Genomic DNA, 24,080 nt, shown 5'->3' with positions numbered 1-24,080 from the left:
GGCGGAGCAATGATCGAACTCTCTGCAACGATCCTGGCCTGTATCAGTGTGGCGATATTCGCAGCACACGCGCTGGATGCTTATCGTACGGGCTAGCTTCGCCCTTCCTTCACCCGGCGTGCCTTTAATGCGGCGCCCTCACGCCCACGATCGGATCCTCCGGTTTGCGAACGCGGGTTGGCTGGCATTTGCCCGACGCGCCCGGTTGGTGAGCCTTGAAGGCCCAAGCTCCCACAGCTTCGCTCCCAAAAAGGCCTCGGCGTTCGGTAATACCAACGGGGACGCCCCTATCGCCTGAACGGCTGCTGCGAAACGCGATAGCGCGCACAGATCTGACACCCATGTGGCCTGCGGCATTCGAATACATTCATCGGACATTCAGCGCGTGAATTGATATAATTGGACGGATGCAACGACTGCACCTCGTTCATGATGCGACTGGTCTGCGCGTCGTGAAGCGCTGGCAGCTTCTGATTTTACCGGAGAATGACTATGATCGTCAGCATCGCCGCTGCGGCACTGGCTGCCCAGTTGATCGTGATACCTGAACCCGCCGCCGCGCCCGCCTTGCGCCAAAATGTGCAATACCATGTTCCGGCGCATCCGCCGCCATGCGGCCACGGTTGGGATCTGAGCGCCCGCGACGGTCTATGCTATCCGAATGGCTACCTGCCTCCGCAAGATCAGGCCGCGAGGCGATATCAGCGCCACTACCGCGGCGATGGCCGCTATCCCGTACCCTGTGGCCACGGCACTGACCTCGATAGCCGCGACGGTCGATGCTACCCGACCGGAATGGTTCCGCCGCAGTTTCAGCAAGGCCGTCAATATTACGGCGAGGGATACTACCGGCGCCCGCCACCGGGCCGCTACTATTACCGCGACTGAGCTGCCGCGCTCGCGCTTCGGTGCAAGATCATGACGCGATTGGAAGGAATCGCTTCATGATCGCACCTTCCCGGCTTAACTTATCCCTGCGCAAACGCGTCCGCATCTGTCGCGAGAGAAAGCCGGTTTCCATTTGCCGGATCAGGCTCGCTAGCAACCTCGGCAAATCCCCGTAAAGCTGCTCACCTCCGGGCGCGCCCGGCGACGGAGCGGCGGCTTTCGCGGCCCGCCCTGCCGTGCGCTGGTGATCCGCTGCGAGGCGCCGGCATAGGGCGGCCTCACCACGCGCGCGCGCGGTGCCGCCTGATCGACCGAACCGTAGGAGACGGCGGGCGGCGGAGGGTTGGGGCGCAGCGGCGGCGTGTTTGCGGCGTTGCCGATGCCGCTGGGATCGGACAGCGCTCTCGGGTTGGCGGGGCCAAACGGCACGCCGGAGATCGCCGAATTGCCGGCGCCGGCCGAACCCGCGGGCGGTGTCAACTGCGCGAACGCGCTGGCGGGAGCGGCCAGGACAAACGACACGAGGAATACGAACGCCGGATTGCGGGACATCGAGCAGCCTCTCAACGGTATGCAGGCAACGGTCATGTGGCGCGCGCGTTCCCTCGCATCCAGCCCGTCTGCTGCCGGGCCGCCGGTCAAAATCGCCATTTTTCGCTCCGTCAGTACTGCGACGGTGTAGGCGTCGGCGCGAGAATCAGGCCTAATCACGGCGCGATCACATCTTGAGATTCCGGCGGAATGGACCAGCCTGAGATCCTCGATTCCGATATCCGCGACTATGATGTCCGCGCCCTGCAACAGTGGCTGCGCGCCGCTTGGGAGCAACTCGCCGACCCCTCGCTCACCACCTTCAGCCGACGCGAATTGCGCAACCAGATGAAGCAATGCAGCGCCGACCTGCGGGCGCGGCTGCAGATGGCGGCCGAGCAGCAATCAGGGCCGGTCCAGGAACCAATCCCGAGCTATACCCGGCCGGCGCTGCGTATCCTGTCGTGGTGACGAAAGAAATCGGCCGCCTGCCCTTCCGCCGCCAGCCATGAGCAAACCGCCGATGGCACCGCGCCGATGAGGCCGAGCAGCAGGACGTCCAGCCCGAGCGGCAGGCCCATCCAGAACGCGACCGTCAGCGGCAGATAGCTGATTGCATAGCCGAACAACGCCGTGCGCGCGATGCGGTACGAGGCTTGGCGCCTCGCCAGCGTGTGATCGAACCACGCCGCCAGCAGCGCCGGGATCAGCCCGACCAAGTATATCGTGGGCAGCATCATGATCTGGGCAACGTCGAAGGAAGTGGGGCCGCCCGCCAGCCAATTCGCGACTTGCAGCATCACCCAGAATGCAACGACGAAGCCAAGCGGCGGCGCCATGGCGGCGAAGATCAGAAAGCGTGTCATGCTGGTGGGGTCTCTCGTTGGCCTATCCGGCCCCGAGCTTAGCGCTGCACGGGGCACGCCCGCTGTGACGCCGCGCACGCTGGGCCGCCCCCGGGGCTTCGGCCGGCCTGTTGATAACCCGGATGCCCCGGATCCGGCGTCGAAACTGGTCGTCATGGTGTGCTAGGGCATATCGCCTGATCAACGACGGACGGAACATATGCGGATTACCCTGGTCGGTTCCCGCCATTTTGGCGTGACGACATTCAACACCCTGCGCCAACAAGGGGTCGATATCGCCCGCATCGTCGTCCACGACGGCGAGGACCGGCTGGCCGCCGCCGCGCGGGCTGCCGGTATCGAGGTGGTGGTGCAGGCCGATCCGAAACGCGTTGTCGCCCCCGAGATCGCGCCTGGCACCGACCTGATCGTGACGGCGCACAGCCATGCCCGCGTAACCGCCGAGGCGCTCGCTGCCTCAAGGCTTGGCGGCATCGGCTACCACCCTTCGCTGCTGCCCCGGCATCGCGGCATCGCCGCTGTGGAGTGGACCATCAAGGAGGGCGACCCGATCGCCGGCGGCACGGTCTATCACCTCGCGGAGCGGATGGACGCCGGCTCCATCGCCGCGCAGGAATGGGTGTTCGTCAAGAAGGGGGAAACGGCGCGGGAGCTGTGGGAGCGTGCGCTGGCGCCGCTGGGTCAGAAGCTGCTGGCCGGCGTGATCGACCATGCCAAACTCCATGGCAGCCTGCCCGCGACACCGCAGGACGAGCAGTTCGCCACCAAGGCGCCAAGCCTTTCGGAGCGGGATCACTAACTCTACCATAATACCTCAATCCATCCTGATTCACTACAAAATCGTGGCAAATGTGAATTTTAGCGTTCCCGGCGGGGAACCGGATTCACCTTGATGTGTTTGAAATGAAAGGAACTTCTACTTGTGCTGCGGCGCATCCAAGTTTGGACACATTGTGACCGGATAAGGCGCGTCATCACACACATTTCGGGGATTTTGATCCATGCGTTCCAGCCGCATCCGCAACATGTTGTTTGTTTCATTTTTCGCTTTCGCCGCAGTTCCTGCCTCCGCCCAGTCGCCTTATGACGGCCTTTGGCAGGTTACCGTTGTCACAAAAACGGGCAGCTGCGACGCGCAGACCACCTCGACCGTGAACGTCACCGACGGCAAGATTTCAGGCGGTCCGGTTTCCGGCAGCGTCGGCAGCGGGGGGCTTGTGAAAGTCTCGATCAATGGCGCATATGCGAACGGTCAACTCAGTGGCAACTCCGGATCGGGGAAATGGAATGGGGCCTCAGCAGGTGTCGCGTGCAGCGGTCGATGGGAAGCGTCCCGTCAATAAGACCCATCGGTCGTCAGAATTTCTGACCCGGGCGCGGCGGCTGGCTTTCGCAGTCGTCGCTCTTTCTATGACGGCTTTTTCGGCCACCAACAGCCACGCCCAGTCGAGCGCATTCAGCGGCATGGCCGGCAACTGGCAAGGCAGCGGAACCGTGTCGCTGGATGACGGTTCCAGCGAGCGGATTCGCTGCCGCGCGACCTACAAGGTCAGCGGTGCCAGCATGGACATGAACCTCACCTGCGCAAGCGACGCCTACAAATTCAATTTGTTGGCTGAAGTGGTCGCAGCAGGCGGCGAGGTGACCGGCAAATGGAGCGAAACCAGCCGCAATGTCGGCGGCAGCATCCAGGGACGCGGCGCCAACGGCAGTTTCCAGGTGATCGCCGAAGCAGCCGGTTTCAGTTCCAGCATCTCGCTGAAGACGAGCGGCACCAAGCAGCAGGTTACCATGAAGGCCGACAGCCAGTTCCGTGCGGCCAATATTTCGCTGTCGAAGTAGATCTGTTTCCCCACCCCTCAAACTGTCATCGCCCCCTAACGCGAACGCGGGCGACGACAGTTGCAGTCACCTATCTCGTTTTTAACTCGTCTTGGGCTTTTCGAGTTTCGCCGCGGTCTCCTTGATCGTCTTGGCGATCAACAAAGCCTGCTCCTTGTTGAACGCAAAATCCTGGACGCCCCGCTGCGTGGTCAGCGACAGCACCATGATGTCGGGCTGATGCTCGGGCCAGCCGGTTGCGAAGGCGGTTACGAAGTCAGCGGAGGTCGATCGGGTGGTGGTCGTCATGGGCTCACGATATCCTTTTGTGTTTTCCAGCGCGGCCAGCGTGGACTGCGCACGGTCTCGCCGCGTTAGGCTGTTGGGACGTAGGCAGTGACTTCGAGCTCAACCTTGGCCCTGACGTCGACCAGACCGTCGATATAGAGCAGGGTCGACGGCGGGAAATTGCGCCCGAGCGTTTCCTTCCAGGCCGCACCGATGCCGGGACCTGCGGCTTCGTATTCGCTGCGGCTGGTCAGGTACCAGGTCAGGCGAACGATGTGTTCCGGTCCGGCGCCGGCTTCGCCGAGCAGCTTCATGACGCGCTTCAGCGCCGTGCCGACCTGGGCGGCCATGTCGGGGGCATAATCGCCCTTCTCGTCACCGCCGGTCTGGCCGGCCAGCACGATCCATTTGCCGGGGCCGTCGACTTCGACGCCGTGCGAGAAGCCGCGGGGTTTCGACCATTCGGCCGGTTGCAAGATTCGCATGGGCAGGGTTCCTCCTCAATTTCCGTTGCGCGGCGACGCCCGGAATGACGATCCCTTAGCATTGAACGCAGGCGCGCTCCCACCCTGAAATTGGGCCGGCGCATCGCTGCCCCGCCGCTGAAGCGCATTGCAAATCGGGACGCGCTCGCCGATACCGGCCTGCCCTGACCCCCGGCTTCCCGAATGGACCGCACACAATCCAAGACCCTGGCTGCGTTGTGGATGGCTGGCTGGCTCGCCCTGATGCTGATCATCACGGTCGCCGGACGCGAGGCGGCGCGCGAGATCAACGTGTTCCAGCTGATGGAGCTGCGTTCGGTTCTCGGCTTCCTGCTGCTGTACCCGCTGATCCGCGCCGGCGGTGGTTTTGCCATGATGAGGACGACGCGGCTGCCGGAGCACGTGTCACGCAATCTCATTCACTACGGCGCGCAGCTCGGCTGGTTCTTTGCGCTGACGCTGATCCCGATCGGCCAGCTGGTGGCGATCGAATTCACCATGCCGATCTGGACTGCAATCCTGGCCGCGAGCTTCCTCGGCGAGCGCATGACGATCTGGAAGATCACGGCAATCGTGCTGGGCGTCATTGGCGTCGTCGTGATCGTTCGTCCCGCCACCAGCGAGGTCGATCCCGGACAGTTGACCGCGCTGGCGGCGGCCGTCGGCTTCGGCGTGTCGGTCGCGATGGTCAAGTCGCTTACCCGCACCGAAAAACCGCTCGCGATCATGTTCTGGATGCTGGTGGTGCAATCTGCGGCGGGACTGCTTCCCGCGCTCTACGTCTGGGCGTGGCCGCCAGTCCATCTCTGGGGCTGGGTCGTGCTGATCGCGATTTGCGGCACATTCTCCCACTACTGCATGGCGCGCGCGATGCTGCATGCGGACGCGACGGTCGTGATCCCGATGGACTTTTTGCGGGTTCCACTCAGCGCGATGGCGGGCTGGCTGATCTACGATGAACGGCTCGACCTGTTCACCGTGCTGGGCGCCATGCTGATCCTCACCGGCAATCTGTTGAACCTGAAACCTGCTCCTCCGACCAAGGCGGCGGCCCCAAGCTGAATTTTATTGGCGTGGCTGTGATCTAGATCACGCCGCGACGCGTGTCGCAACGGTAACGGATGGCACCGGATTTGGTGGTCGGGCCGCTTTTTTGTGGCGCGAAGCAGGCTGTTTTCTGTAATGTTCGGCCAGCGTTGAAGCCAAAGCCTTTTATCGATTCTGCAGGGGGATTTCCTATGCGCTTCCCAACCCTCATTCTGTCTGTCATCTGCACGGTCCTCACCGTCGGCGCCGCCAGCGCCGACAAGCGGGTTGCCTTTGTCGTCGGTAACGGCGCCTACAAGAACGTCGCCCCGCTGCCGAACCCGTCGGTCGATGCGAAGGCGATGGCCGCAACGCTGCGCAATGTCGGCTTCGAAGTGGTCGAGGGCTCCAATCTCACGCGCGACAAGATGACCGAGCGGCTGCTCGACTTCGGCAAGAAGGCGCAGGGCGCCGACGTCGCACTGTTCTTCTACGCCGGCCATGGCATCGCCATCTCGGGCACCAACTATCTGCTGCCGGTCGACGCGGACATCAAATCCGAAATGGACGTCAAGCTCGGCGCCGCGATCAACATCGACCTTACGCTCGAGCAGACCATGGGCGACGCCAAGGTCAAACTGGTGTTCCTCGATGCCTGCCGCGACAATCCGTTCGCAGCCAAGATCAAGTCGAACTCGGCGACCCGCAGCGTCAACGTGCAGACCGGTCTCGCCGAAATGAAATCCGGCGAAGGCACGCTGATCGCGTTCGCCACCGGCCCGGGCCAGACCGCACTCGACGGCCAGGAAGGCAACAACAGCCCGTTCACCCGCGCGCTGCTCGCCAACCTCACCCAGCCCGGCATGGAGATCCAGCAGGCGATGACCAAGGTCCGCGCCCAGGTCAATGAGGAGACCAACAAGGGACAATTGCCCTGGGGTCACACCAACCTGATCGGCACGGTCTATCTGAACGGCGCGCCCGCCCCGGGAGCGGTGGCGGCCACCTTGCAGACGCCCGCCGCCGGCAGCGACGTCGAACTGGAGTTTTGGCGCTCGATCAAGGACTCCAACAAGCCGGAGGAACTTAACGCCTATCTGAGCACCTATCCCAATGGCCAGTTCCGTTCGCTGGCGTTGTCGCGCATCGCTTCCCTGGAAGCGGGGCCGAAGCCGGATGCCACGCGCAACCTGACCAAGGGCATCGATCCTGCGACCTTCAAAGACGAGGCCAACCAGACCACCGAAGACCAGATCGGCCTCGACAAGAACAAGCGTCGCGACGTGCAGCGCCGCCTTACCGGGCTCGGCTTCGACACCAAGATCACAGGACAGTTCGATCAGGGCACCCGCAGCGTGATTACGCGCTGGCAGACCGCCCGCGGCTATCCCGCAAGCGGCTATCTCAACACGCTGCAGCACAAGGCGCTGCTGACCGAGATCGTGGCGGCGGCACCGACCGCGAGCACCGAGGAAGACCGCCCCAAGCGCCGGACCACGAGCCAGCAGCAGGCGCAGCCGCAGGTCCAGCATCAGGCTCCGCCGCCCCAGCGGCAGTATGCCCCCGCCCCCGGCCCCGATCCGGCCGGCGCTGGCCGCTTCATCGGCGGCGTGGTTGGCGGCATGCTGCGCTGACAAACAAACGCTCACCAGCAAAAAGGCCCGGGCTCGTCCCGGGCCTTTTCACTGATGCCGTCACTGATACAGTCATTCTGCCGGGGTGCCGGCGCGGACGGTCCGGCCTATTTGCCTGCCACCTTTCGCAGCGCCTCGTTGATGCGATCCTGCCAGCCGGGGCCGCCCTCCTGGAAGTATTCCAGCACATCCTGATCGATGCGCAGCGACACCAGTTCCCTCACGCCGGGCAGCCGGGCGGGCTTTGGCGGCGCTTCGGCCACCTTGGTGGTGGTGCGCTTGAACGCGGCCTCGGCCTCGGAGCGCGCATCGTTCAGGGTTCTCGGCCGTCGCGGCTGATCCGCCATCGTTAGATTCCTTCAAACAGAGCGGTTGACAAATACCGCTCGGAGAATGACGGCACGATCGCGAGGATGGTCTTGCCCGCGCTCTCGGGCCGCTTGCCGATCTGCAGAGCCGCTGCGATCGCGGCTCCGGAGGAGATGCCGCCGGGAATGCCTTCCATCCGAGCCAGCGCGCGCGAGGTCTCGATCGCCGTCGGCCCGTTGACCTTGACGATCTCGTCGATCACGGAGCGATCCAGGATGTCCGGAACGAAGCCGGCACCGATGCCTTGAATCTTGTGCGGGGTGTGCTGGCCGCCCGACAGCACCGGACTTTCCTCCGGCTCGACGGCCACCACCCGCAGCGATGGCTTGCGGGGCTTGAGCACCTGTCCGACGCCGGTGATGGTGCCGCCGGTGCCGACGCCCGCTACGAAGTAATCGATGTTGCCGCCGGTATCGTTCCAGATTTCCTCGGCCGTGGTGTGGCGGTGAATTTCGGGATTGGCGAGGTTCTTGAACTGCTGCGGCATCACCGCGTTGGGCGTCGTGCGTAGCAACTCCTCGGCGGTTGCGATCGCGCCCTTCATGCCCTGCGCTGCAGGCGTCAGCACGATCTCGGCACCGAGAAAGGCCAGCATCTTGCGCCGCTCGATCGACATCGACTCCGGCATCACCAGTTTCAGCCGGTAGCCGCGCGAGGCCGCGACAAAGGCCAGCGCGATGCCGGTGTTGCCCGAGGTCGGCTCGATCAGCACGGTGTCGGCGTTGATCACACCGGCCTTTTCCATCGCGATGATCATCGCGGCGCCGATGCGATCCTTCACGCTTGCAGCGGGATTGAAATATTCGAGCTTGGCCAGGATGGTTGCAGTTACACCTTGCGCCGCCGGCAGCTTGCGCAAGCGGACAATGGGCGTATCGCCGATCGCGTCGACGATGGAGTCGAAAACCCGCCCTCGCCCCGGACGCTGCACTGCACTCGCGGTTGACGACGCATCCATCTGAACGCTCCTGTGACAATCATGCGGGGATTTTGCGGTTCTCCTTACTTAGGAGCCGGCCAGCGCGATGCGCAAGCCGGAATCTCATCAGCGAAGAATTCGCTGCAGCGCAAAATGAGGCGTCGCTAAATTTCGTCAAAGCAACGCATTTGTGTTGCCACTACGTCAAATATTGTGACTATACTTTAGTTGCGAACTGAGAGTGCGGCTTGGATCGCAAAGGAGGTCACGATGTCAGCAATTGCTGAAGCCCAGTCGACCCTAACGTCTCGGCCCGATCCACGCGGATGTGATCTGCCGACCTGCCCTGTATGTGCGGATACCATGGTCGCGGCGGAAGCGTCGGCCTACCTCACCGACAACGCGATCAGTTATCTCTGGACCTGCGATACCTGCGGTTACGGCTTCGTGACCAAGCATTCGGTCAAAAGGTTCGCCTGCAACTGAGGTCTATCTCGGTGGGATATCTCCGCGCGCCCATTGGGCGCGCGTTTTCGTTTTGAACGTCTCGAACGTTCCATTTGAAATCGCTTCGCGCATGCCCTGCATCAGGTGCTGGTAATACGCGACGTTGATTTCCGACAGCAGCATCGCGCCGAGCGTTTCTCCCGACCGCACCAGATGATGCAGATAGGCGCGTGAGATATCGCGCGCCGACGGCCAGTCGCTCTCCTCGTCGAGTGGCCGCGGATCGTCGGCGTGGCGGGCGTTGCGCAGGTTGATCTGGCCGTGGCGGGTGAACGCCATGCCGTGGCGCCCGTTGCGGGTCGGCATCACGCAATCGAACATGTCGATGCCGCGCGCCACGCTTTCCAGCAGATCCTCCGGCGTGCCGACGCCCATCAGATAGCGCGGACGATCCGTCGGAAGCGCCGGCGCGGTTTCCTCGACCATCGCAAGCATCACCGCCTGCGGCTCGCCGACCGCAAGCCCACCGATCGCATAGCCGTGGAAGCCGATGTCGACCGATCCGCGCGCGCTGATGTAGCGCATCTCGGGAATATCGCCGCCCTGCACGATGCCGAACAGCATGAAGCCTTCGGGCGCGCTCTCGAACGCGCGCTTGCTGCGCTCTGCCCAGCGCAGCGACAGCCGCATCGCGCGCTCGATGTCGTCGCGCGAAGCCGGCAGCCGTACGCACTCATCCATCTGCATCGCGATGTCGGAACCCAGGAGCCGCTGCACCTCGATCGAACGCTCCGGTGAAAGCTCGACCTTGGCGCCATCGATATGCGAACGAAAGGTCACGGCCTTCTCGGTGACCTTGCGCAGTTCCGACAGCGACATCACCTGGAAGCCGCCGGAATCCGTCAGCATCGGCCCATTCCAGCCGGTGAACCTCTGCAGGCCGCCGAGCGCGGCGATCCGTTCGGCGCCCGGACGCAGCATCAGGTGATAGGTATTGCCGAGCACGATGTCGGCGCCCGCATCGCGCACCTCGCGCCAGTGCATGCCTTTCATCGCGCCGGCAGTGCCGACCGGCATGAAAGCCGGCGTCCGCACCACCCCATGCGGGGTGGTCAGGCGACCGGCGCGGGCGGTGCCGTCGGTGGCGAGCAATTCGAAATGGTTGGGGAGGCTCATGGCGCTGCTTATTGCGTGCCGGGAACGGTCAATCAACCGCCTAGTGGGCGCGTTCCGGGCAGCGACGCGCCCTACGCCGGACACAATTGAGCCGCCCCAGAGCCCTCCAGCCTCCAGCTTGTTAAATAAAACGATACCGTATAGTTTTATGAACGTGCAACGTAGAACGCCGCTGGCGAAGCGCCCGGCGGCGGCAAGTGCACGTGTACGGTGACTGACGGCGAATGCTCTCCCTCTCTTTCCTGACTGGATCAATCCTCTCTGACAACCGGATCAGAGGCGCAGGCTCACACCTGCTCAGGTCGGCCGTCGTGATGTGCAGCCTCGCCCTGGCCGCCTGCACGTCCCTGCCGCGGACGCCTTACACCGCCGCGGATGCCGGTAGCTCCCGCGTGCTCGAACTCGACGGCCTGCGGCGCTACGCCGACGAACCCATCACGAAATTCCGTTTCGAAAAGGACGACCTTTCCCCAAACAAGACCTATCTCGCGCTCTCCGGCGGCGGCGCCGATGGCGCCTATGGCGTGGGCGTCTTGAATGGCTGGACCGCGGCCGGCAACCGCCCGGCCTTCTCGGTCGTTTCAGGCGTCAGCACCGGCGGCCTGATCGCGCCTTTTGCGTTTCTCGGGTCGCAATATGACGACACGCTGAGGGAGGTCTACACCAGCGGCATCGCTTCGAGCCTGCTCGATGATCCCAGCATCATCCGCGTGCTGTTCGGATCCGGCCTGTTCGGCAACAAGCGGCTGCGCGAGCTGGTGGCCCGCTATGTCGGGCCGGAGATCCTGGCCGCCGTCGCACGCGAAAATGCCAAAGGCCGAAAACTGCTCGTGGTGACGACCGATCTCGACACCCAGCGCACGGTCGTTTGGGACATGGGGAAAATCGCCGCGGTCGGTTCGCCTGAGGCGCTGCGCCTGTTTCGCGACGTGATGGCGGCCTCCGCCAGCATTCCGCTGGTGTTCCCGCCCATCCTGATCGAAGCCGAGGGCAAGGGCCGGCGCTTTGAGGAGATGCATGTCGACGGCGGCGTAACCGCGCCGGTCCTGACGCTGCCCGATGCCCTGCTCTTCCAGGGCCGTCTGCCCGGAAACAGCCGGATGAACATCTACATTCTCGTCAACAAGAAGCTGGAACGAACGTTTGAGCTCGTATCCAACAGCACGCTCGATGTCGCTTCACGCAGCCTGTCGTCGATCACCCAGTCGCAGACGCGCTCGGTGATCTTCTCCACCTACGATTTCGCCAAGCGCAATCGATGGGGCTTCCACCTGTCCTATATTGAGCGCGACTATCCGGCGTCGTCTTCAGAGGGATTCGACACCGCCTACATGCGTGCCCTTTATCAGCATGGCTATGAGAAGGCTGCGTCGGGCCGGGCCTGGACCTCGACGGTGCCGTGAGCCTCGCCGGATGACGACCTGCCTGGGCCGCCGCCGATATGGCCAATTCGGCCAGATTCGACGCCCCTTCTACTGCGCGGTATAGAGCAATGACCGATATCGCGACCGCGCAGGAATCATTGGGCATGGGATTAACTGCGACCAAGGCCAGACCGGCAAAACGAGACATTCCAAAATCGCGCGGCGGCCGGCCGACGAAAAGCGCAGCCATCGAGCGCGATCAGCGGCTGATCGAAGTTGCCACCCGTCTTTTCCTGGACCGGGGCTACGATGCGACATCGCTTGATGCGGTTGCGGAAGCCGCCCGGGTCAGCAAGCCCACCGTCTATGCGCGCTATGGCGACAAGCGCGGGCTGTTTGCGGAGGTGCTGAGGCGCGAGATTGCGCGCTGGCTTGCGCCGCTTGCTGAAGCGGCGGAGGCGCAGATCACGCGTTCCTCGGACATTTCGGTCGAGCAGCGCCTGATCGAGGTCGGGCGCGAAATGCTGACATTCACCTGCGGACCCGATGCCGTCGCGTTCAGCCGCATGATGACGTCACAAGCCATCAACTTTCCCGACATTGCCAAGCTTGGCAAGGAGGAAGGCTGGATGAAGGCCGTTGCTACCACCGCGCGCTTCTTTGATAAATTGGTCGCACAAGGCGCGATGGACGTCGAGGATACCGGCATCGCGGCCGAGGTCTTTCTCGACGTGGTCGTCGGTCACACGCACCGGATGGCGACGTTCGGAACACCGCTGGAGATGAAGTCCGCCGAGAAACGCATGCGCCTGGCGATCCGGCTGTTCCTGGCCGGTGCGCTTGGACCATCGAGCCGCGTTCAATCCCTCCCCAAAGGAACCATTCGGCGGCGCCTGTCCCGCTGACAATTCCGTGAGAACGGAGTTTCACGCGCGATACGGCACGGCAGCATCGTTGACCATAACAAAACGATACGGTATGGTTTTGTTATGAGCGAAGTGCGTGCCCGCTTTCCGTAGTCCCGGCGGGCCTGCAGGCCGCTTCGATCGCCGCAAACGGCGGTATAGCCCGTTTGCGGCGATCCGCGGCCGACCCGTAGGCCTCCAAAGGGTCGGCCGCGCTTCCTTCAAGACGATCCGGCCCGTCCGCCGGCAGAGACAGGCTCAAGGATGGAGACGGCAAACATGCGCGCGCCGGGATGTTGGAGACAGTTGCTCGCAATCGTCCTGGTGGCGATCATCCTGCCTGCCCCCGTCTCTGCCAACGCGTCGCAGACCGGCGAGCCAGCCTCGCTCCGCAATGAGGCCGAGGAGAGCGCGGCATCCGACCGGCAGGCGGTCAACCGCGAGCTTGAGCTCTTCCGTGGCTCGGCGATCTCGCTCAGCCAGGCGATGGCGATCGCCGAGGCCAGGCATGCCGGCGCAATCGCCGCCGATGTCAGCTTCGACGGCACGCCGGATTCACCGGTCTACCGGGTAAAGACCCTTCACCACGACCGCATCTGGCAACACACCATCGACGCTACGACTGGCAAGATCGTCGGTGGCGAAGCCGCCCTGCCCCTGAAGGAACTCGATGCCGGGGACCGCAGCAACCTCGTTGCTCTCAAGACGATCCGGCACCGCTTGGCGGATGCCGTCCGCCTGGCCGAGCAGGCGGCGGCCGGCAAGGCCATCAGCGGCGGCCTGATCCGCGAACGCAGCCGGCTGAGCTTCGCGATCGTCGTCATGAGCGGCAGTGACCTCAAGGAAGTGATCCTCGAGCCTCCGGGCGTCGCAAGGCGGCGATGACGAGCCTCGTCCGGCCACCGTTGCAGCCCGCGGATAAGGCCGAAACCGGTTGACGACGTCCCCAAGCTGCCGCATAAGTCCGCGCCATGCCGATCTCGACCAAAACGATCACGAAAACCAAAGCACCCTCCGGGGGCTCGGGAGCCGTGCGCGCGTAGTCGAACGAACGCATCATCTGAACCGAAGCCCCGCCTGAAAAGGACCGGGGCTTTTTTATTGCCCGCATTATGCAAACAGAGGACAGACCCGTGAGCTACGAACCCGTTGTTGCCATCGTCGGCGTGACCGGCGCAGTCGGCGCCGAATTCATCGCCACCATGGACCGGCGCGCCTTCCCGGTCCGCAGGCTCAAGGCGCTCGCCAGCGCCCGCTCGGCCGGCAAGACCATCGATTTCCGCGGCAAGAAGGTCGTCATCGAAGAGCTCACCGAACGGTCGTTCGAGGGCGTCGACATCGCGCTGTTCTCGGCCGGCGGCGGCATTTCGCGCAAGTTCGCGCCTGCAGCGGTAAAGGCGGGCGCGGTGGTGGTCGATAATTCCTCGGCGTTCCGGATGGACCCGAACGTGCCGCTGGTGATCCCGGAGATCAACGCCGGCCGCATCCGCGACCACAAGGGCATCATCGCCAATCCGAACTGCTCGGCGATCACGGCGCTGGTGCCGCTGTGGCCGATCCACAAGGCCAACCGCATCAAGCGGGTGATCCTGTCGACCTATCAGGCGGCGAGTGGCGCCGGCGCGGCGGCTATGGAAGAGCTGGTGGAATCGACCCGCGCCTATCTCGACGGCCGGCCGTTCGCGCCCAAGGTGATCCCGCTGCCCTACGCCTTCAACGTCTTCAGCCACAATACCGCGATCGATCCCGAGACCGGCTACAACGACGAAGAGACGAAGGTCATCAAGGAAACGCGAAAGATTTTTGAGGATGAGCAGATCGCGATCGGCGTCACCTGCGTCCGCGTGCCGGTGCTGCGCGCCCATTGCGAGGCGATCACCTTCGAATGCGAGAAGCCGATCACAGAGCACGAGGTGCGCGCCATCCTGGCCAACGCGCCGGGCGTCAGGATCGTCGACGACCGCGCCAAAAACTACTTCCCGATGCCGATTGACGCATCAGGACAGGATGACGTTTTGGTCGGCCGCATCCGCAACGATCTCAGCGACGCCTCAGGCCACTCGATTTCGATGTTCGTGTCGGCCGATCAGCTCCTGAAAGGCGCGGCGCTGAACGCGATCCAGATCGCGGAGCTGTTGCCGCAGCCGGCGATGGCGTAGTACAGGAATCGTAGGGTAGGCAAAGGAGCGCAAGCGACGTGCCTACCAACTCTCACCGATCTCGCTGCACGTGGGTGGGCACGGCGAATTGCGCCTTCCCACCCTGCAGCACCCGCGCTGTTACGCCCCCGTCACGCGCCAAATGACGTTGCCGACATCATCCGCCACCAGCAACGAGCGGTCGGGGCCGAGCGTAACGCCGACCGGCCGTCCGTAGGAAACCTTCTCGTCGGTTGCCAGGAAGCCCGTCAAAATATCCCGCGGCGGACCCGAGGGACGGCCGTTCTCGAACGGCACGAACACGACGGCGTAGCCGCTCAATTTGCTGCGATTCCAGGAGCCGTGCTGGCCGATCACCATGCCGTCGGGAAAACCGGGAAGCGTACCTGCCGGCATCCAGCACAGGCCGAGCGAAGCGGTATGCCCGCCGAGCGCGTAGTCCGGCTGGATCGCTTTCGCGACCATGGCCGCATCCTGCGGCACGCGGTCGTCTACCGTCTGTCCCCAGTAGCAATAGGGCCAGCCGTAGAAGCCGCCGTCGCGCACCGAGGTCAGATAGTCCGGCGGCGTCTCGTCGCCGAGGCCGTCGCGCTCGTTGACGACGGTCCAGAGCACGCCGGTCCTGGGCTCCCATGCCATTCCCACGGCGTTACGGAGCCCGCCTGCGAAGATGCGGCTCGTGCCCGCAGCCAGATCGAGCTCATAGATCGCAGCGCGGCCTTCCTCCACCTCCATGCCCATCTCGGCGATGTTGCTGAGCGAGCCAACGCCGGCATAGAGTTTTTTGCCGTCCGCGCTCGGCAGCAGGCTGCGCGTCCAGTGGCCATTGGGCTTGAACGCGACGAGCTTTCGTCCCTCGGCGGTGATGCGGTCCGCGCCAGCGACGTACGGAAAGGCGACCACGCCGTCCGTGTTGCCGACATAGAAGGTGTCGCCGACCAACGCCATGCCGAACGGCTGGCTCAGCCCTTCCATGAAAGCGCCGCGGCCCTCCGCCACGCCGTCACCGTCGCGGTCCCGCAACACCGTGATGCGATTGGCGCTGACGCCGAGCGCGGCAGCCCGCCGCATCGTCGCCTGCATCGCATAGTGGAACACGCTGCGTGGCGGCCCGGCGATCTGCGTCGATTCCGCGATCAGCACGTCGCCATTTGGCAAGACGTAGATCCAGCGCGGATGGTCGAGGTCTCTTGCAAAGGCGTTGACCTTGAGCCCGGTTGCAACGGTCGGCTTTTGCCCGTCGCTCCAGCCCTGCGCCGTCGGCATTTTCAGCGTCGGGATGGCGCCTTGCGGCTTCGCCTCCGGTATCGCCGGCGCATGGCCCCAGGCCGGCGCAGGCGCGGAGCCCTGAACGCGGCGCCACAGCAGCGCAGCGGCGCCGATCAGCGCGACGATCCGCGCAAAAACAGCCGACATTTTCATAAACTTCTCCAGATAATCGCGGCCACCCTATCCGACACCGGGAAGCGTTGGAACGGCACGCCGCACGTAATTTCACGGACTGTCATGCGTTTACGTGCGAGAACGGCAGCGCTGATGCAAGGCGAGCCGGTAGTACTACGATCTAGGCGAAAATGGCCGAATCGCCCAGAAAACCTTGGCGCTTTATTGTCAGAGCGCTTCCTCCCTCAACCTTTGCCCGCCTCAATGGCGGGCTTTTTTTTGAGGTACCGTCTCAGCGCGACTCGCGAAACAGCAGGCAGGCGTCGCCGTAGGAATAGAACCGGTAGCCTGCAGCGATCGCGTGCGCATAGGCCTGCTTCATCGCGGCGAGCCCGGAGAACGCCGACACCAGCATGAACAGCGTCGAGCGCGGCAGATGGAAATTGGTCAACAGAATATCGACCGCGCGGAAGCGATAGCCCGGCGTGATGAAGATCGAAGTCTCGCCGGCGAACGGCTGAATGGTCCCGTCTTCGGCGGCAGCGCTTTCCAGAAGTCGCAGCGACGTGGTGCCGACCGCAACGATGCGTCCGCCCTTGGCGCGCGCGGCGTTCAGGGACGCCGCCGTTTTGGCCGAGATGGAACCCCATTCGGCATGCATCCGGTGCTCGGAGGTTTCTTCCACTTTGACCGGCAGGAAGGTTCCTGCCCCGACATGCAAGGTCAGGCGATGCAGCTCGACGCCACGACCGCGTAGCGTCGCTTCGAGCGCAGGCGTGAAGTGCAGTCCCGCCGTCGGCGCCGCGACGGCGCCCTCGTTCGCCGCGAACATCGTCTGGTAGTCGGCCGCGTCGCGATCGTCAGGCGTGCGCTTCGACGCGATGTAGGGCGGCAGCGGCGGCGTGCCGAGATCGGCGATGGCTTGGTCGAGCGCCGGCCCGTGCAACGAGAACGACAGCGTGATCTCCCCCTCCTCGCCCTTGGCCTCGACTTCTGCATCGAGATGGCCGAGCAGGCAGACCTTGCCCTCATTGCCGAAACGAACGATGTCGCCGGGCGCAAGCTTTTTCGCAGGCTTCACCAGCGCCTGCCAGCGCGAACCGTCGAGCCGCTTGATCAGCGTCGCCTCGATCTTCGGCTCGGTCTCACGCCCGATGCGGCGTCCCTTGAGCTGGGCTGCTATCACCTTTGTGTCGTTGACGACAAGCTGATCGCCCGGCTGCAACCATTGCGGCAGATCGGCGACGCGGCGGTCACGCAACACGCCGTCGGGCTGCACCACCAACATCCGCGCAGAATCGCGCGGGCTGGCGGGGCGCAGCGCGATGCTCGTGGCGGGGAGTTCGAAGTCGAAGAGATCGGTGCGCATATTGGCTCAGACCGCCGATCCTCATCCTGAGCAGCGGAGCAAGCCGCGTCTCGAAGGATGAGGCCGGTGTGCTGCGGCATCCGGGGACTCATGGTTCGAGGCGCCTGCTTCGCAGGCTCCTCACCATGAGGGGCGAGCGTTAAGCCGCGTCGACGGCCATGTGCGCCTTGACGATCTTGTCGGGGTTCTGCACCGGCTCGCCACGCTTGATCTTGTCGACGTTCTCCATGCCCGACGTCACCTTGCCCCAGACCGTGTACTGGCCGTTGAGGAACGAGGCGTCGTCGAAGCAGATGAAGAACTGGCTGTCGCCGGAATCCGGGCTCGCGGCGCGGGCCATCGAGGTGGTGCCGCGGACATGCGGTTCCTTGTTGAATTCGGCCTTCAGCTTCTGGCCCGAGCCGCCGGTTCCGGTGCCCTGCGGGCAGCCGGTCTGCGCCATGAAGCCTTCGATCACGCGGTGGAACACGATGCCGTCGTAGAAGCCTTCGCGCACCAGTTCCTTGATGCGGGCGACATGGCCGGGCGCCAGGTCGGGGCGCATTTCGATGGTGACGGGGCCCTGCGTGGTTTCAAGAATCAAAGTATTTTCTGTATCAGCCATGCTCTTTTCTCTTCAGGTTTGGGTGGACGTTTGCGGGATCTGAAAGTGACCGCGAAAGGCCGGCCGGCGACCGCACCGCCCAGTCCTTCGGTAAATGGCAACGGCGAACAGCGTTGCAATGTTTCCATGACGGCAATTCGGTACACAAGCCGATCGTCATCTCCGGCACTTGGGGATTCATAGGTAATCCTGGGTTGACCGAGAATAGCGCCTTCGCGGTTGAAACTGACGATGACCGTAATGTCCATCAGGTTGGCGCGCGAAGCCGGCGGCCGCCAGCAGGAATACAGTTTGGCGTAGACGTCCTTGATGGTGTCGATCTGACCGGGGCCGGCCTGCGCGTGCGCCGCCGCCGCAAGCCACAGCAACGCGGCGGCGCAACAGACGGCTGGCGCGCGGCGCGGCGAGATCATCGCCTCACTTGACGTCGGATGCGACCTGCACCTTCACCATCTTGTCGGGATCGACGACGGGTTCGCCGCGCTTGATCTTGTCGACCACATCCATGCCCGCCACCACTTCGCCGATCACGGTGTACTTGCCGTTCAGCGAGGCGCCTTCGGCGAACATGATGAAGAATTGCGAGTTGGCGGAATCGTTGCTGGCGGCGCGCGCCATGCCGACGATGCCGCGCTTGAACGGCACGTTGGAGAATTCGGCCGCGAGATTCGGATATTTCGAACCGCCGGTGCCGTTGAAATTCTTGCCGTCGCCGGTCTGGGCCATGAAGCCCTCGATCACGCGATGGAACGGCACGTTGTTGTAATAACCCTCGCGCGCAAGCAGCTTGATGCGCTCGGCATGCTGCGGCGCGATGTCGTTGCGCAGCTTGACCACGATGCGGCCCTTGGTGGTCTCGATCACGATCGCATTGGCCTTGTCGATATTGGCGGGCAGCGGCTGGGCGATCGCGGGGCTGACGAAAAACAGCGCGGCGAGGACGGCGAGAATGCGGATCATGAAAGCTCCGGTCATGTGAAACAGGAAAGCGTGATGTCGCCGACAGGCGTGTTTAGCTCGCGAACTTGGTCTTCAGGCTGGCTGCGACCGATGGCGGCACGAAGGCCGAGACGTCGCCGCCCATCGCCGCGATTTGGCGCACCAGTGTGGCGGTGATCGGGCGGACGGTAACCGAGGCCGGCAGGAATACCGTGTGCACCTCCGGCGCCATGGTCTCGTTCATGCCGGCGATCTGCATCTCGTAGTCAAGATCGGTGCCGTCGCGCAGGCCCCGGATCATGATGGTCGCGCCGGCCTTCTGGGCGGCGGTCACCGTCAGATTGTCATAGGTCGTGCAGTCGAAGTCGCAGCCGGCCTTGGCGGCGACGGGCGCGAATACCGCCCGGACCATCTCCAGCCGCTCCTCGGTCGAAAACAGCGGCTTTTTGCCGGGATGGACGCCGATGGCCACGATCAGGCGGTCGCACAGGCGGACGGCGTTCCGGACGACGTCCAGATGGCCGTTGGTGACGGGATCGAATGAACCGGGATAGAGCGCGATACGGGGCATAGGACCCTCCTACCCCGCCTCGGGCCACCCGGCAAGCCGGGCCCGGTTCCCCCGGAGCACGGCTATTTATTTCCATTCGGCCACTGAACCACTACCGGGGTCCAGGCGTCTGTTCCAGGCGGTCGGCAATGTTTCGTCAGCCAATGGACGACGAAACAAAACCCCGGCCCGACGAAACCATTTTTGTAGCCCGCGAAGACAGCCGGAAACTTGTGATGGCTACAAGTTCAACCAACGAGACGACGACGGGCCGCCAAGGCCCACGACAGGGGGCTCTCATGATCAAGGCTTTTTCCGCTATCGCCGCTGCCGCCTTCATCGCCGCCGCACTGACAGTGCTGCCCGGCTTTGCCCCCCAGGTCGAAGCCAGCGTTCCGCAGGCGCTCGCCAAGGGCGACCGGCTGGATATCCGAACGGTCGGCAAGGATTGTTCCCAGCAGGCTTGGCCGAATTTCGAGGCCTCATGCCTCCGCGCCGCCGGCTCCAAGTCGACCGTGAAGGAAGCGCGCCTGGTTACCGGCAACCGGACCCCGTAGGGCACAGCCTTCATAGAATGATTGCCAGTTTGCTCTGGCTTGAGGTCCTCGGGATGCCCCCCGGGGACCTCATCGATTCTGGGAGCGGCCGATCGGAAACCTGGTCGCGCAAGAACACACCGACAGGCGCATCACGCTTCGACGAGCGTTCTCATGGCGGCCGCCCCAGGGGTCGGGGCGGCCGATGAGGACACTTAAGCCGCTTGTTCCTTTTCCGCGTCCAGATTGATGACGGCCTTCGCAAGTTTGGTGAGGGCCGCGTCGGTCGCGCGTTCTTCGTCGAGGGTCTGCTGGAGCAACTTGGCGGCCTTGGTGTAACCGAGCTCTTCCGCCCAGGTACGAAGCGTGCCGTAACGGGTCATTTCGTAGTGTTCGACCGCCTGCGCCGCGGCGAGCAGACCTGCGTCGTGGGCCGGCATGCCCTTGTACTCATCCATGATCTCCTGGCCTTCCTTGGCAATGCCGACGATGGCGTCGCAGGTCTTGCCCTGAGGCTTCTTGTCGATTTCCGCGAACACCTGCTCCAGACGCTCGATCTGGCCTTCGGTCTCGCCATGGTGTTTCTCGAAGGCGGCCTTCAGTGCGGAGTGCTGCGCAGCCTTCGCCATTTTCGGCAGGCTCACGAGGATCTTCTTCTCGGCGAAATAGACGTCCTTGAGCGTATCGTGAAACAGGTCTTCGAGCTTCTTCATCTTGGCCATGATTTTCTCCGGGTAAGGTGATTGCGTGGGGCAATTCCTCGTGTCCTTCTTGGTTCCATTTCAAGTTGAACCAGTCGAGGCAACGGAAGGCCAAAGCCGTCACGGCTCACCGTTCGCGCACAAGCGCTACGCCTGGCTGGAAGGGCTCGGGTGTCTCGCATCGTTCGCGACTGCCTGACGCAGCCAAATAATTTCGCAAGCGAGCGACTGTTCAACGACAAGCAATCCGAATGACTCCACCGTTTAGGAACTAAAGCCCCGACGGGAGATTGGGCTCGCTCCTGAAGCTTTGGAGACCAACTATGAAACGATCACTTCTATTCGTCTGTATTGGATTATTGGCCGCTAGCACCGCATCGGCGCAAAATCCGCCTGCGCAATCGGGACCGAACAACAACGCGGTCAACAGCTCCGGACAGAACAACTCCAATGCGCCTGTCGCCGGTCGCAACAGTTTCACGGAAGGACAAGCCAAGTCGAAGATCGAAGATGCCGGCTACACCAACGTCACCGAATTGAAGAAGGACGACAACGGTGTGTGGCGCGGCAAGGCGAGCAAGAGCGGCGCCGCGACGGCGGTGAGCGTCGATTTTCAAGGCAACGTCAATTCTGCCAAGTAAGGAAGGTTTTACATGACCGTTACAATCTCTCGTCTTTACGATAACCACAGCGATGCCCAGCAAGCCGTTCAGCGTCTGGAATCGGCGGGCGTTCCGCATTCGGACATCAGCATCGTCGCCAATAATTCGGACAGCTGGTTCAATACCGACAAGAACGTTGATCGCGATCGCGATGGCGTCGACGATCGCGCCGAAGGTGCCGGCAAGGGCGCTGGCATTGGTGCGGGCGTAGGCGGCGCAGCGGGCCTGCTTGCCGGACTCGGCTTGCTGGCGATCCCGGGCCTCGGCCCCGTCGTCGCCGCTGGTTGGCTGGCAGCTACCGCGGTCGGCGCGGCTGCAGGCGCGGCGACCGGCGGAATCGTCGGTGCGCTGACGGAAGCGGGCGTCTCCGACGAGGACGCTCACTCCTATGCCGAGGGCGTCCGTCGTGGAGGCACGCTGGTGTCCGCACGCGTGGCCGATGCGGAAAGGACCCGACTCGACGCGATATTGAACGAGTCTGCCGTCAACCTGCGCGACCGGAGTGCCGCCTGGCAGAAGACCGGTTGGAAATCGTTCGATCCCGCCAGTCAGCCCTATGGCGCGGATGAGGTTCGCAAGGAGCGTCAAATCTACGGCGGCGCACCGCGCTAATCGCATCAATGATGCACATCGCTAATTGCACCAGGCGGCCCGCTTCGGCGGGCCGTCTTTTTTGCAGGAAAATTAAGAGAGTTGGCCACCTTGCGGGGGCGACCTTAACATCCATATAACATCCATATGGATGGTGTATGGATGTAATCGATGCAAGGTAACGTCAGGGAACTTCGGCCCAAACCGCCCGAAAGCGAAAAAATCACCATTAATCTTGGCTATGTCGATCTGGGTCACGTCGATCTCATGGTCCAGGAGGGTTTCTACTCGAACCGGACCGATTTCATCCGGACGGCGATCCGTAATCAGCTCGAACGTCACGCCGACGTCGTCAAGCAGTCGACCGCACGCAAAAGTCTGGACCTCGGATTGCGAACCTATAGCCGCGAGGATCTTGAAGCAGTGCAGCGCACCGGCGAGATGCTCCACATCAATGTGCTGGGCCTTGCCAGCATTTCCCAGGACGTCACGCCCGAGCTTGCACGGGCCACCATCGCCTCCGTCTCGGTGCTGGGCGCTTTGCATGCCAGTCCGGCGGTCAAGGCCGCGCTCGCCGACAGGACGAGGTGAAACGATGCTGAACCAGGACATCATCCGGGAAGCCACCCGCCTCACCCGCGCGGGCCAACTCGTTGAAGCCACCGCGCTGCTGCAACGCATGCTTCACGGCGAGCGCACGGAACACGCGCCGCCGCGCAGCCGCAGTCACGTCGCTCTCCCCGGCCCGATCATCATCGACGCAAAGGCCAACGTGATCGAGGAGCCGCAGAACACACCGTCATCCGCATCAGCCCCCGCTGGGCCGCCGCGCAAGACCCACTCCTTGGTGGATCGCAAAAAGCGACGCCCCGTGATCGAAATGCCCGGCGTCTTGAAACGCGCCCCGCTGAGTTCACCGGAGGTCGTGCCGGAGGGCGCCCGTTTCATCGAAGCGACATACCGCAGTCCGGCGGGAAGCCGTACCTACAAGCTGTTCATCCCGAGTGGCTATCGCCAGCAGCCGCTTCCTCTGGCCGTAATGCTTCACGGCTGTACCCAGTCGCCGGACGATTTCGCCGCCGGCACGCGCATGAACCTGCTCGCGGAGGAGCTCAATTGCCTTGTGGTCTATCCCGCTCAACCGAGCCAGGCCAACCAGGCGAAATGCTGGAACTGGTTTCGCAAGGAGGACCAGCAGCGAGGCCGAGGCGAGCCGTCGCTGATCGCGGGCATTACGCGAGAAATCATGGAACAATATTCGGTCGATCGAAAGCGCGTCTACGTGGCCGGACTGTCGGCCGGCGCAGCCGCAGCGGCCGTGATGGGCGCGACGTATGGCGATTTGTATGCCGCCATCGGCATCCACTCCGGCCTGCCATGCGGCGTCGCCACGGATCTTCCCTCCGCGCTTCTCGCCATGCGACAGGGAGGATTGGATCGCAAGTTCGTTTCAGGTGGCCCGTCTCCCGTTCCCACCATCGTCTTCCACGGCGATCGCGACACGACCGTGCATCCCAACAACGGCGATCACATCGTTGAGCAGTCCGTGAGGGCCTTGAACACACAAAAGACCGTGCATCGGGGACAGATCTCCGGCGGTCACGCCTATACGAGAACGGTCCTGACCGATGCGCATGGACGCGAAATGCTGGAGCACTGGAATGTCCACGGCGGCGGACATGCATGGTCCGGCGGCAGCCCCGCAGGCTCCTATACCGATCCGCGAGGACCGGATGCAACCAGAGAAATGTTGCGTTTCTTCCTGGGGCATTCGCTGTCGGAGGAGTGATGCGGCCTCGACGGGTGTCGACGTTGTCACCCACAGCCATGCGGAAGACGCAGCCGGCCGCGCGGGCGCAAACCGTCC

31 protein-coding genes are annotated in these 24,080 nt (G+C 63.5%); 17 read left to right on the top strand and 14 right to left on the bottom strand.

What is annotated here, in order from left to right; all coding sequences use genetic code 11:
• Nucleotides 1-492: 492 nt before the first annotated feature.
• Complete coding sequence (locus QUH67_RS17480; RefSeq protein WP_300947900.1) at nt 493-888, top strand: hypothetical protein; 396 nt, start codon at nt 493-495, stop codon at nt 886-888.
• Between the two features lie 150 nt (nt 889-1,038).
• Here QUH67_RS17480 and QUH67_RS17475 read toward each other — a convergent pair whose 3' ends face one another.
• A complete protein-coding gene (locus QUH67_RS17475; RefSeq protein ID WP_300947899.1) occupies nt 1,039-1,539 on the bottom strand; it encodes a hypothetical protein in 501 nt (166 codons plus the stop codon).
• Between the two features lie 90 nt (nt 1,540-1,629).
• Between QUH67_RS17475 and QUH67_RS17470 the strand changes: the two genes are divergently transcribed.
• Nucleotides 1,630-1,890, top strand: coding sequence for a hypothetical protein (locus QUH67_RS17470; RefSeq protein ID WP_300947898.1), 261 nt, complete (start codon nt 1,630-1,632; stop codon nt 1,888-1,890).
• Here the strand turns inward: QUH67_RS17470 and QUH67_RS17465 are convergent.
• Nucleotides 1,854-2,285 carry a DUF5413 family protein gene (locus QUH67_RS17465; protein WP_300947897.1) on the bottom strand — a complete coding sequence of 144 codons (432 nt, stop codon included), beginning with the start codon at nt 2,283-2,285 and terminating at the stop codon, nt 1,854-1,856. The genes QUH67_RS17470 and QUH67_RS17465 overlap by 37 nt on opposite strands.
• 199 nt (nt 2,286-2,484) lie before the next feature.
• Between QUH67_RS17465 and QUH67_RS17460 the strand changes: the two genes are divergently transcribed.
• From QUH67_RS17460 to QUH67_RS17450, 3 genes are all read left to right on the top strand, one after another.
• Nucleotides 2,485-3,084 (top strand): formyltransferase family protein, encoded by a 600-nt coding sequence (locus QUH67_RS17460; protein WP_300947896.1) that lies wholly within the window; start codon nt 2,485-2,487, stop codon nt 3,082-3,084.
• 202 nt (nt 3,085-3,286) lie between these two features.
• Nucleotides 3,287-3,628, top strand: coding sequence for a hypothetical protein (locus QUH67_RS17455; RefSeq protein WP_300947895.1), 342 nt, complete (start codon nt 3,287-3,289; stop codon nt 3,626-3,628).
• Between the two features lie 67 nt (nt 3,629-3,695).
• Complete coding sequence (locus QUH67_RS17450; RefSeq protein ID WP_300947894.1) at nt 3,696-4,127, top strand: hypothetical protein; 432 nt, start codon at nt 3,696-3,698, stop codon at nt 4,125-4,127.
• Between the two features lie 81 nt (nt 4,128-4,208).
• On the opposite strand, the gene QUH67_RS17445 is transcribed toward QUH67_RS17450, so the two are convergent.
• Nucleotides 4,209-4,415, bottom strand: coding sequence for a hypothetical protein (locus QUH67_RS17445; protein WP_300947893.1), 207 nt, complete (start codon nt 4,413-4,415; stop codon nt 4,209-4,211).
• A 65-nt stretch (nt 4,416-4,480) separates the two neighbouring features.
• A complete protein-coding gene (locus QUH67_RS17440) occupies nt 4,481-4,879 on the bottom strand; it encodes a RidA family protein (protein ID WP_300947892.1) in 399 nt (132 codons plus the stop codon).
• 183 nt (nt 4,880-5,062) lie between these two features.
• Here QUH67_RS17440 and QUH67_RS17435 point away from each other — a divergent pair, with 183 nt between their 5' ends.
• Both QUH67_RS17435 and QUH67_RS17430 read left to right on the top strand, forming a co-directional pair.
• Nucleotides 5,063-5,941 (top strand): DMT family transporter, encoded by an 879-nt coding sequence (locus tag QUH67_RS17435; protein ID WP_300947891.1) that lies wholly within the window; start codon nt 5,063-5,065, stop codon nt 5,939-5,941.
• Between the two features lie 176 nt (nt 5,942-6,117).
• Nucleotides 6,118-7,539 (top strand): caspase family protein, encoded by a 1,422-nt coding sequence (locus QUH67_RS17430; protein ID WP_300947890.1) that lies wholly within the window; start codon nt 6,118-6,120, stop codon nt 7,537-7,539.
• Between the two features lie 107 nt (nt 7,540-7,646).
• On the opposite strand, the gene QUH67_RS17425 is transcribed toward QUH67_RS17430, so the two are convergent.
• Together QUH67_RS17425 and cysK are read right to left on the bottom strand one after the other, a co-directional pair.
• Nucleotides 7,647-7,886, bottom strand: coding sequence for a BrnA antitoxin family protein (locus QUH67_RS17425; protein ID WP_300947889.1), 240 nt, complete (start codon nt 7,884-7,886; stop codon nt 7,647-7,649).
• A gap of 2 nt (nt 7,887-7,888) precedes the next feature.
• Entirely contained in the window at nt 7,889-8,866 is a 978-nt protein-coding gene (cysK, locus tag QUH67_RS17420) for a cysteine synthase A (protein WP_300947888.1), read from the bottom strand.
• A 231-nt stretch (nt 8,867-9,097) separates the two neighbouring features.
• Between cysK and QUH67_RS17415 the strand changes: the two genes are divergently transcribed.
• Nucleotides 9,098-9,313, top strand: coding sequence for a hypothetical protein (locus tag QUH67_RS17415; RefSeq protein WP_300947887.1), 216 nt, complete (start codon nt 9,098-9,100; stop codon nt 9,311-9,313).
• 3 nt (nt 9,314-9,316) lie between these two features.
• On the opposite strand, the gene tgt is transcribed toward QUH67_RS17415, so the two are convergent.
• Nucleotides 9,317-10,450 carry a tRNA guanosine(34) transglycosylase Tgt gene (tgt, locus tag QUH67_RS17410; protein ID WP_300947886.1) on the bottom strand — a complete coding sequence of 378 codons (1,134 nt, stop codon included), beginning with the start codon at nt 10,448-10,450 and terminating at the stop codon, nt 9,317-9,319.
• Between the two features lie 314 nt (nt 10,451-10,764).
• On the opposite strand from tgt, the gene QUH67_RS17405 reads away from it, so the two are divergent.
• The 4 genes from QUH67_RS17405 to QUH67_RS17390 all read left to right on the top strand — a co-directional run bounded on the left by QUH67_RS17405 (nt 10,765) and on the right by QUH67_RS17390 (nt 14,878).
• The gene (locus QUH67_RS17405; protein ID WP_300947885.1) at nt 10,765-11,853 is read left to right on the top strand and encodes a patatin-like phospholipase family protein; all 1,089 of its coding nucleotides are present in this window, start codon (nt 10,765-10,767) and stop codon (nt 11,851-11,853) included.
• 125 nt (nt 11,854-11,978) lie between these two features.
• Complete coding sequence (locus QUH67_RS17400) at nt 11,979-12,719, top strand: TetR/AcrR family transcriptional regulator (RefSeq protein ID WP_300948079.1); 741 nt, start codon at nt 11,979-11,981, stop codon at nt 12,717-12,719.
• A 306-nt stretch (nt 12,720-13,025) separates the two neighbouring features.
• Nucleotides 13,026-13,604: a PepSY domain-containing protein gene (locus QUH67_RS17395; RefSeq protein WP_300947884.1), complete on the top strand. Its 579-nt coding sequence runs from the start codon at nt 13,026-13,028 to the stop codon at nt 13,602-13,604.
• Between the two features lie 227 nt (nt 13,605-13,831).
• The gene (locus QUH67_RS17390; protein ID WP_407080441.1) at nt 13,832-14,878 is read left to right on the top strand and encodes an aspartate-semialdehyde dehydrogenase; all 1,047 of its coding nucleotides are present in this window, start codon (nt 13,832-13,834) and stop codon (nt 14,876-14,878) included.
• Nucleotides 14,879-14,998: 120 nt separating this feature from the next.
• On the opposite strand, the gene QUH67_RS17385 is transcribed toward QUH67_RS17390, so the two are convergent.
• The 6 genes from QUH67_RS17385 to coaD form a co-directional block, all read right to left on the bottom strand.
• Complete coding sequence (locus tag QUH67_RS17385; RefSeq protein WP_300947882.1) at nt 14,999-16,300, bottom strand: PQQ-dependent sugar dehydrogenase; 1,302 nt, start codon at nt 16,298-16,300, stop codon at nt 14,999-15,001.
• A gap of 253 nt (nt 16,301-16,553) precedes the next feature.
• Nucleotides 16,554-17,630, bottom strand: a complete 1,077-nt coding sequence (gene queA, locus QUH67_RS17380; protein WP_300947881.1) for a tRNA preQ1(34) S-adenosylmethionine ribosyltransferase-isomerase QueA — start codon at nt 17,628-17,630, stop codon at nt 16,554-16,556.
• Between the two features lie 139 nt (nt 17,631-17,769).
• Nucleotides 17,770-18,234 (bottom strand): peptidylprolyl isomerase, encoded by a 465-nt coding sequence (locus QUH67_RS17375; RefSeq protein WP_300947880.1) that lies wholly within the window; start codon nt 18,232-18,234, stop codon nt 17,770-17,772.
• On the bottom strand, nt 18,210-18,647 hold the full coding sequence (locus tag QUH67_RS17370; protein WP_300947879.1) for an energy transducer TonB: 438 nt from the start codon (nt 18,645-18,647) through the stop codon (nt 18,210-18,212). Before QUH67_RS17370 ends, QUH67_RS17375 begins: the two co-directional genes overlap by 25 nt.
• A 4-nt stretch (nt 18,648-18,651) precedes the next feature.
• Nucleotides 18,652-19,194: a peptidylprolyl isomerase gene (locus QUH67_RS17365; protein ID WP_300947878.1), complete on the bottom strand. Its 543-nt coding sequence runs from the start codon at nt 19,192-19,194 to the stop codon at nt 18,652-18,654.
• Nucleotides 19,195-19,246: 52 nt separating this feature from the next.
• The gene (coaD, locus tag QUH67_RS17360) at nt 19,247-19,744 is read right to left on the bottom strand and encodes a pantetheine-phosphate adenylyltransferase (RefSeq protein WP_300947877.1); all 498 of its coding nucleotides are present in this window, start codon (nt 19,742-19,744) and stop codon (nt 19,247-19,249) included.
• 278 nt (nt 19,745-20,022) lie between these two features.
• Between coaD and QUH67_RS17355 the strand changes: the two genes are divergently transcribed.
• Nucleotides 20,023-20,280, top strand: a complete 258-nt coding sequence (locus QUH67_RS17355) for a hypothetical protein (RefSeq protein ID WP_300947876.1) — start codon at nt 20,023-20,025, stop codon at nt 20,278-20,280.
• Between the two features lie 194 nt (nt 20,281-20,474).
• Here QUH67_RS17355 and QUH67_RS17350 read toward each other — a convergent pair whose 3' ends face one another.
• Complete coding sequence (locus tag QUH67_RS17350; RefSeq protein ID WP_300947875.1) at nt 20,475-20,981, bottom strand: YciE/YciF ferroxidase family protein; 507 nt, start codon at nt 20,979-20,981, stop codon at nt 20,475-20,477.
• Nucleotides 20,982-21,283: 302 nt separating this feature from the next.
• On the opposite strand from QUH67_RS17350, the gene QUH67_RS17345 reads away from it, so the two are divergent.
• The 4 genes from QUH67_RS17345 to QUH67_RS17330 all read left to right on the top strand — a co-directional run bounded on the left by QUH67_RS17345 (nt 21,284) and on the right by QUH67_RS17330 (nt 24,002).
• A complete protein-coding gene (locus QUH67_RS17345) occupies nt 21,284-21,601 on the top strand; it encodes a hypothetical protein (protein ID WP_300947874.1) in 318 nt (105 codons plus the stop codon).
• A 12-nt stretch (nt 21,602-21,613) separates the two neighbouring features.
• On the top strand, nt 21,614-22,234 hold the full coding sequence (locus tag QUH67_RS17340) for a general stress protein (protein ID WP_300947873.1): 621 nt from the start codon (nt 21,614-21,616) through the stop codon (nt 22,232-22,234).
• 150 nt (nt 22,235-22,384) lie between these two features.
• Complete coding sequence (locus QUH67_RS17335; RefSeq protein WP_300947872.1) at nt 22,385-22,804, top strand: CopG family transcriptional regulator; 420 nt, start codon at nt 22,385-22,387, stop codon at nt 22,802-22,804.
• Nucleotides 22,805-22,808: 4 nt separating this feature from the next.
• A complete protein-coding gene (locus tag QUH67_RS17330) occupies nt 22,809-24,002 on the top strand; it encodes an extracellular catalytic domain type 1 short-chain-length polyhydroxyalkanoate depolymerase (protein ID WP_300947871.1) in 1,194 nt (397 codons plus the stop codon).
• Nucleotides 24,003-24,080 lie beyond the last annotated feature (78 nt).

This window comes from Bradyrhizobium roseum (assembly GCF_030413175.1).
Classification (GTDB): Bacteria; Pseudomonadota; Alphaproteobacteria; order Rhizobiales; family Xanthobacteraceae; genus Bradyrhizobium; species Bradyrhizobium roseum.
The sequence above is the reverse complement of the archived record's forward strand: the minus strand, read 5'-3'. Positions and strand labels throughout refer to the sequence as shown.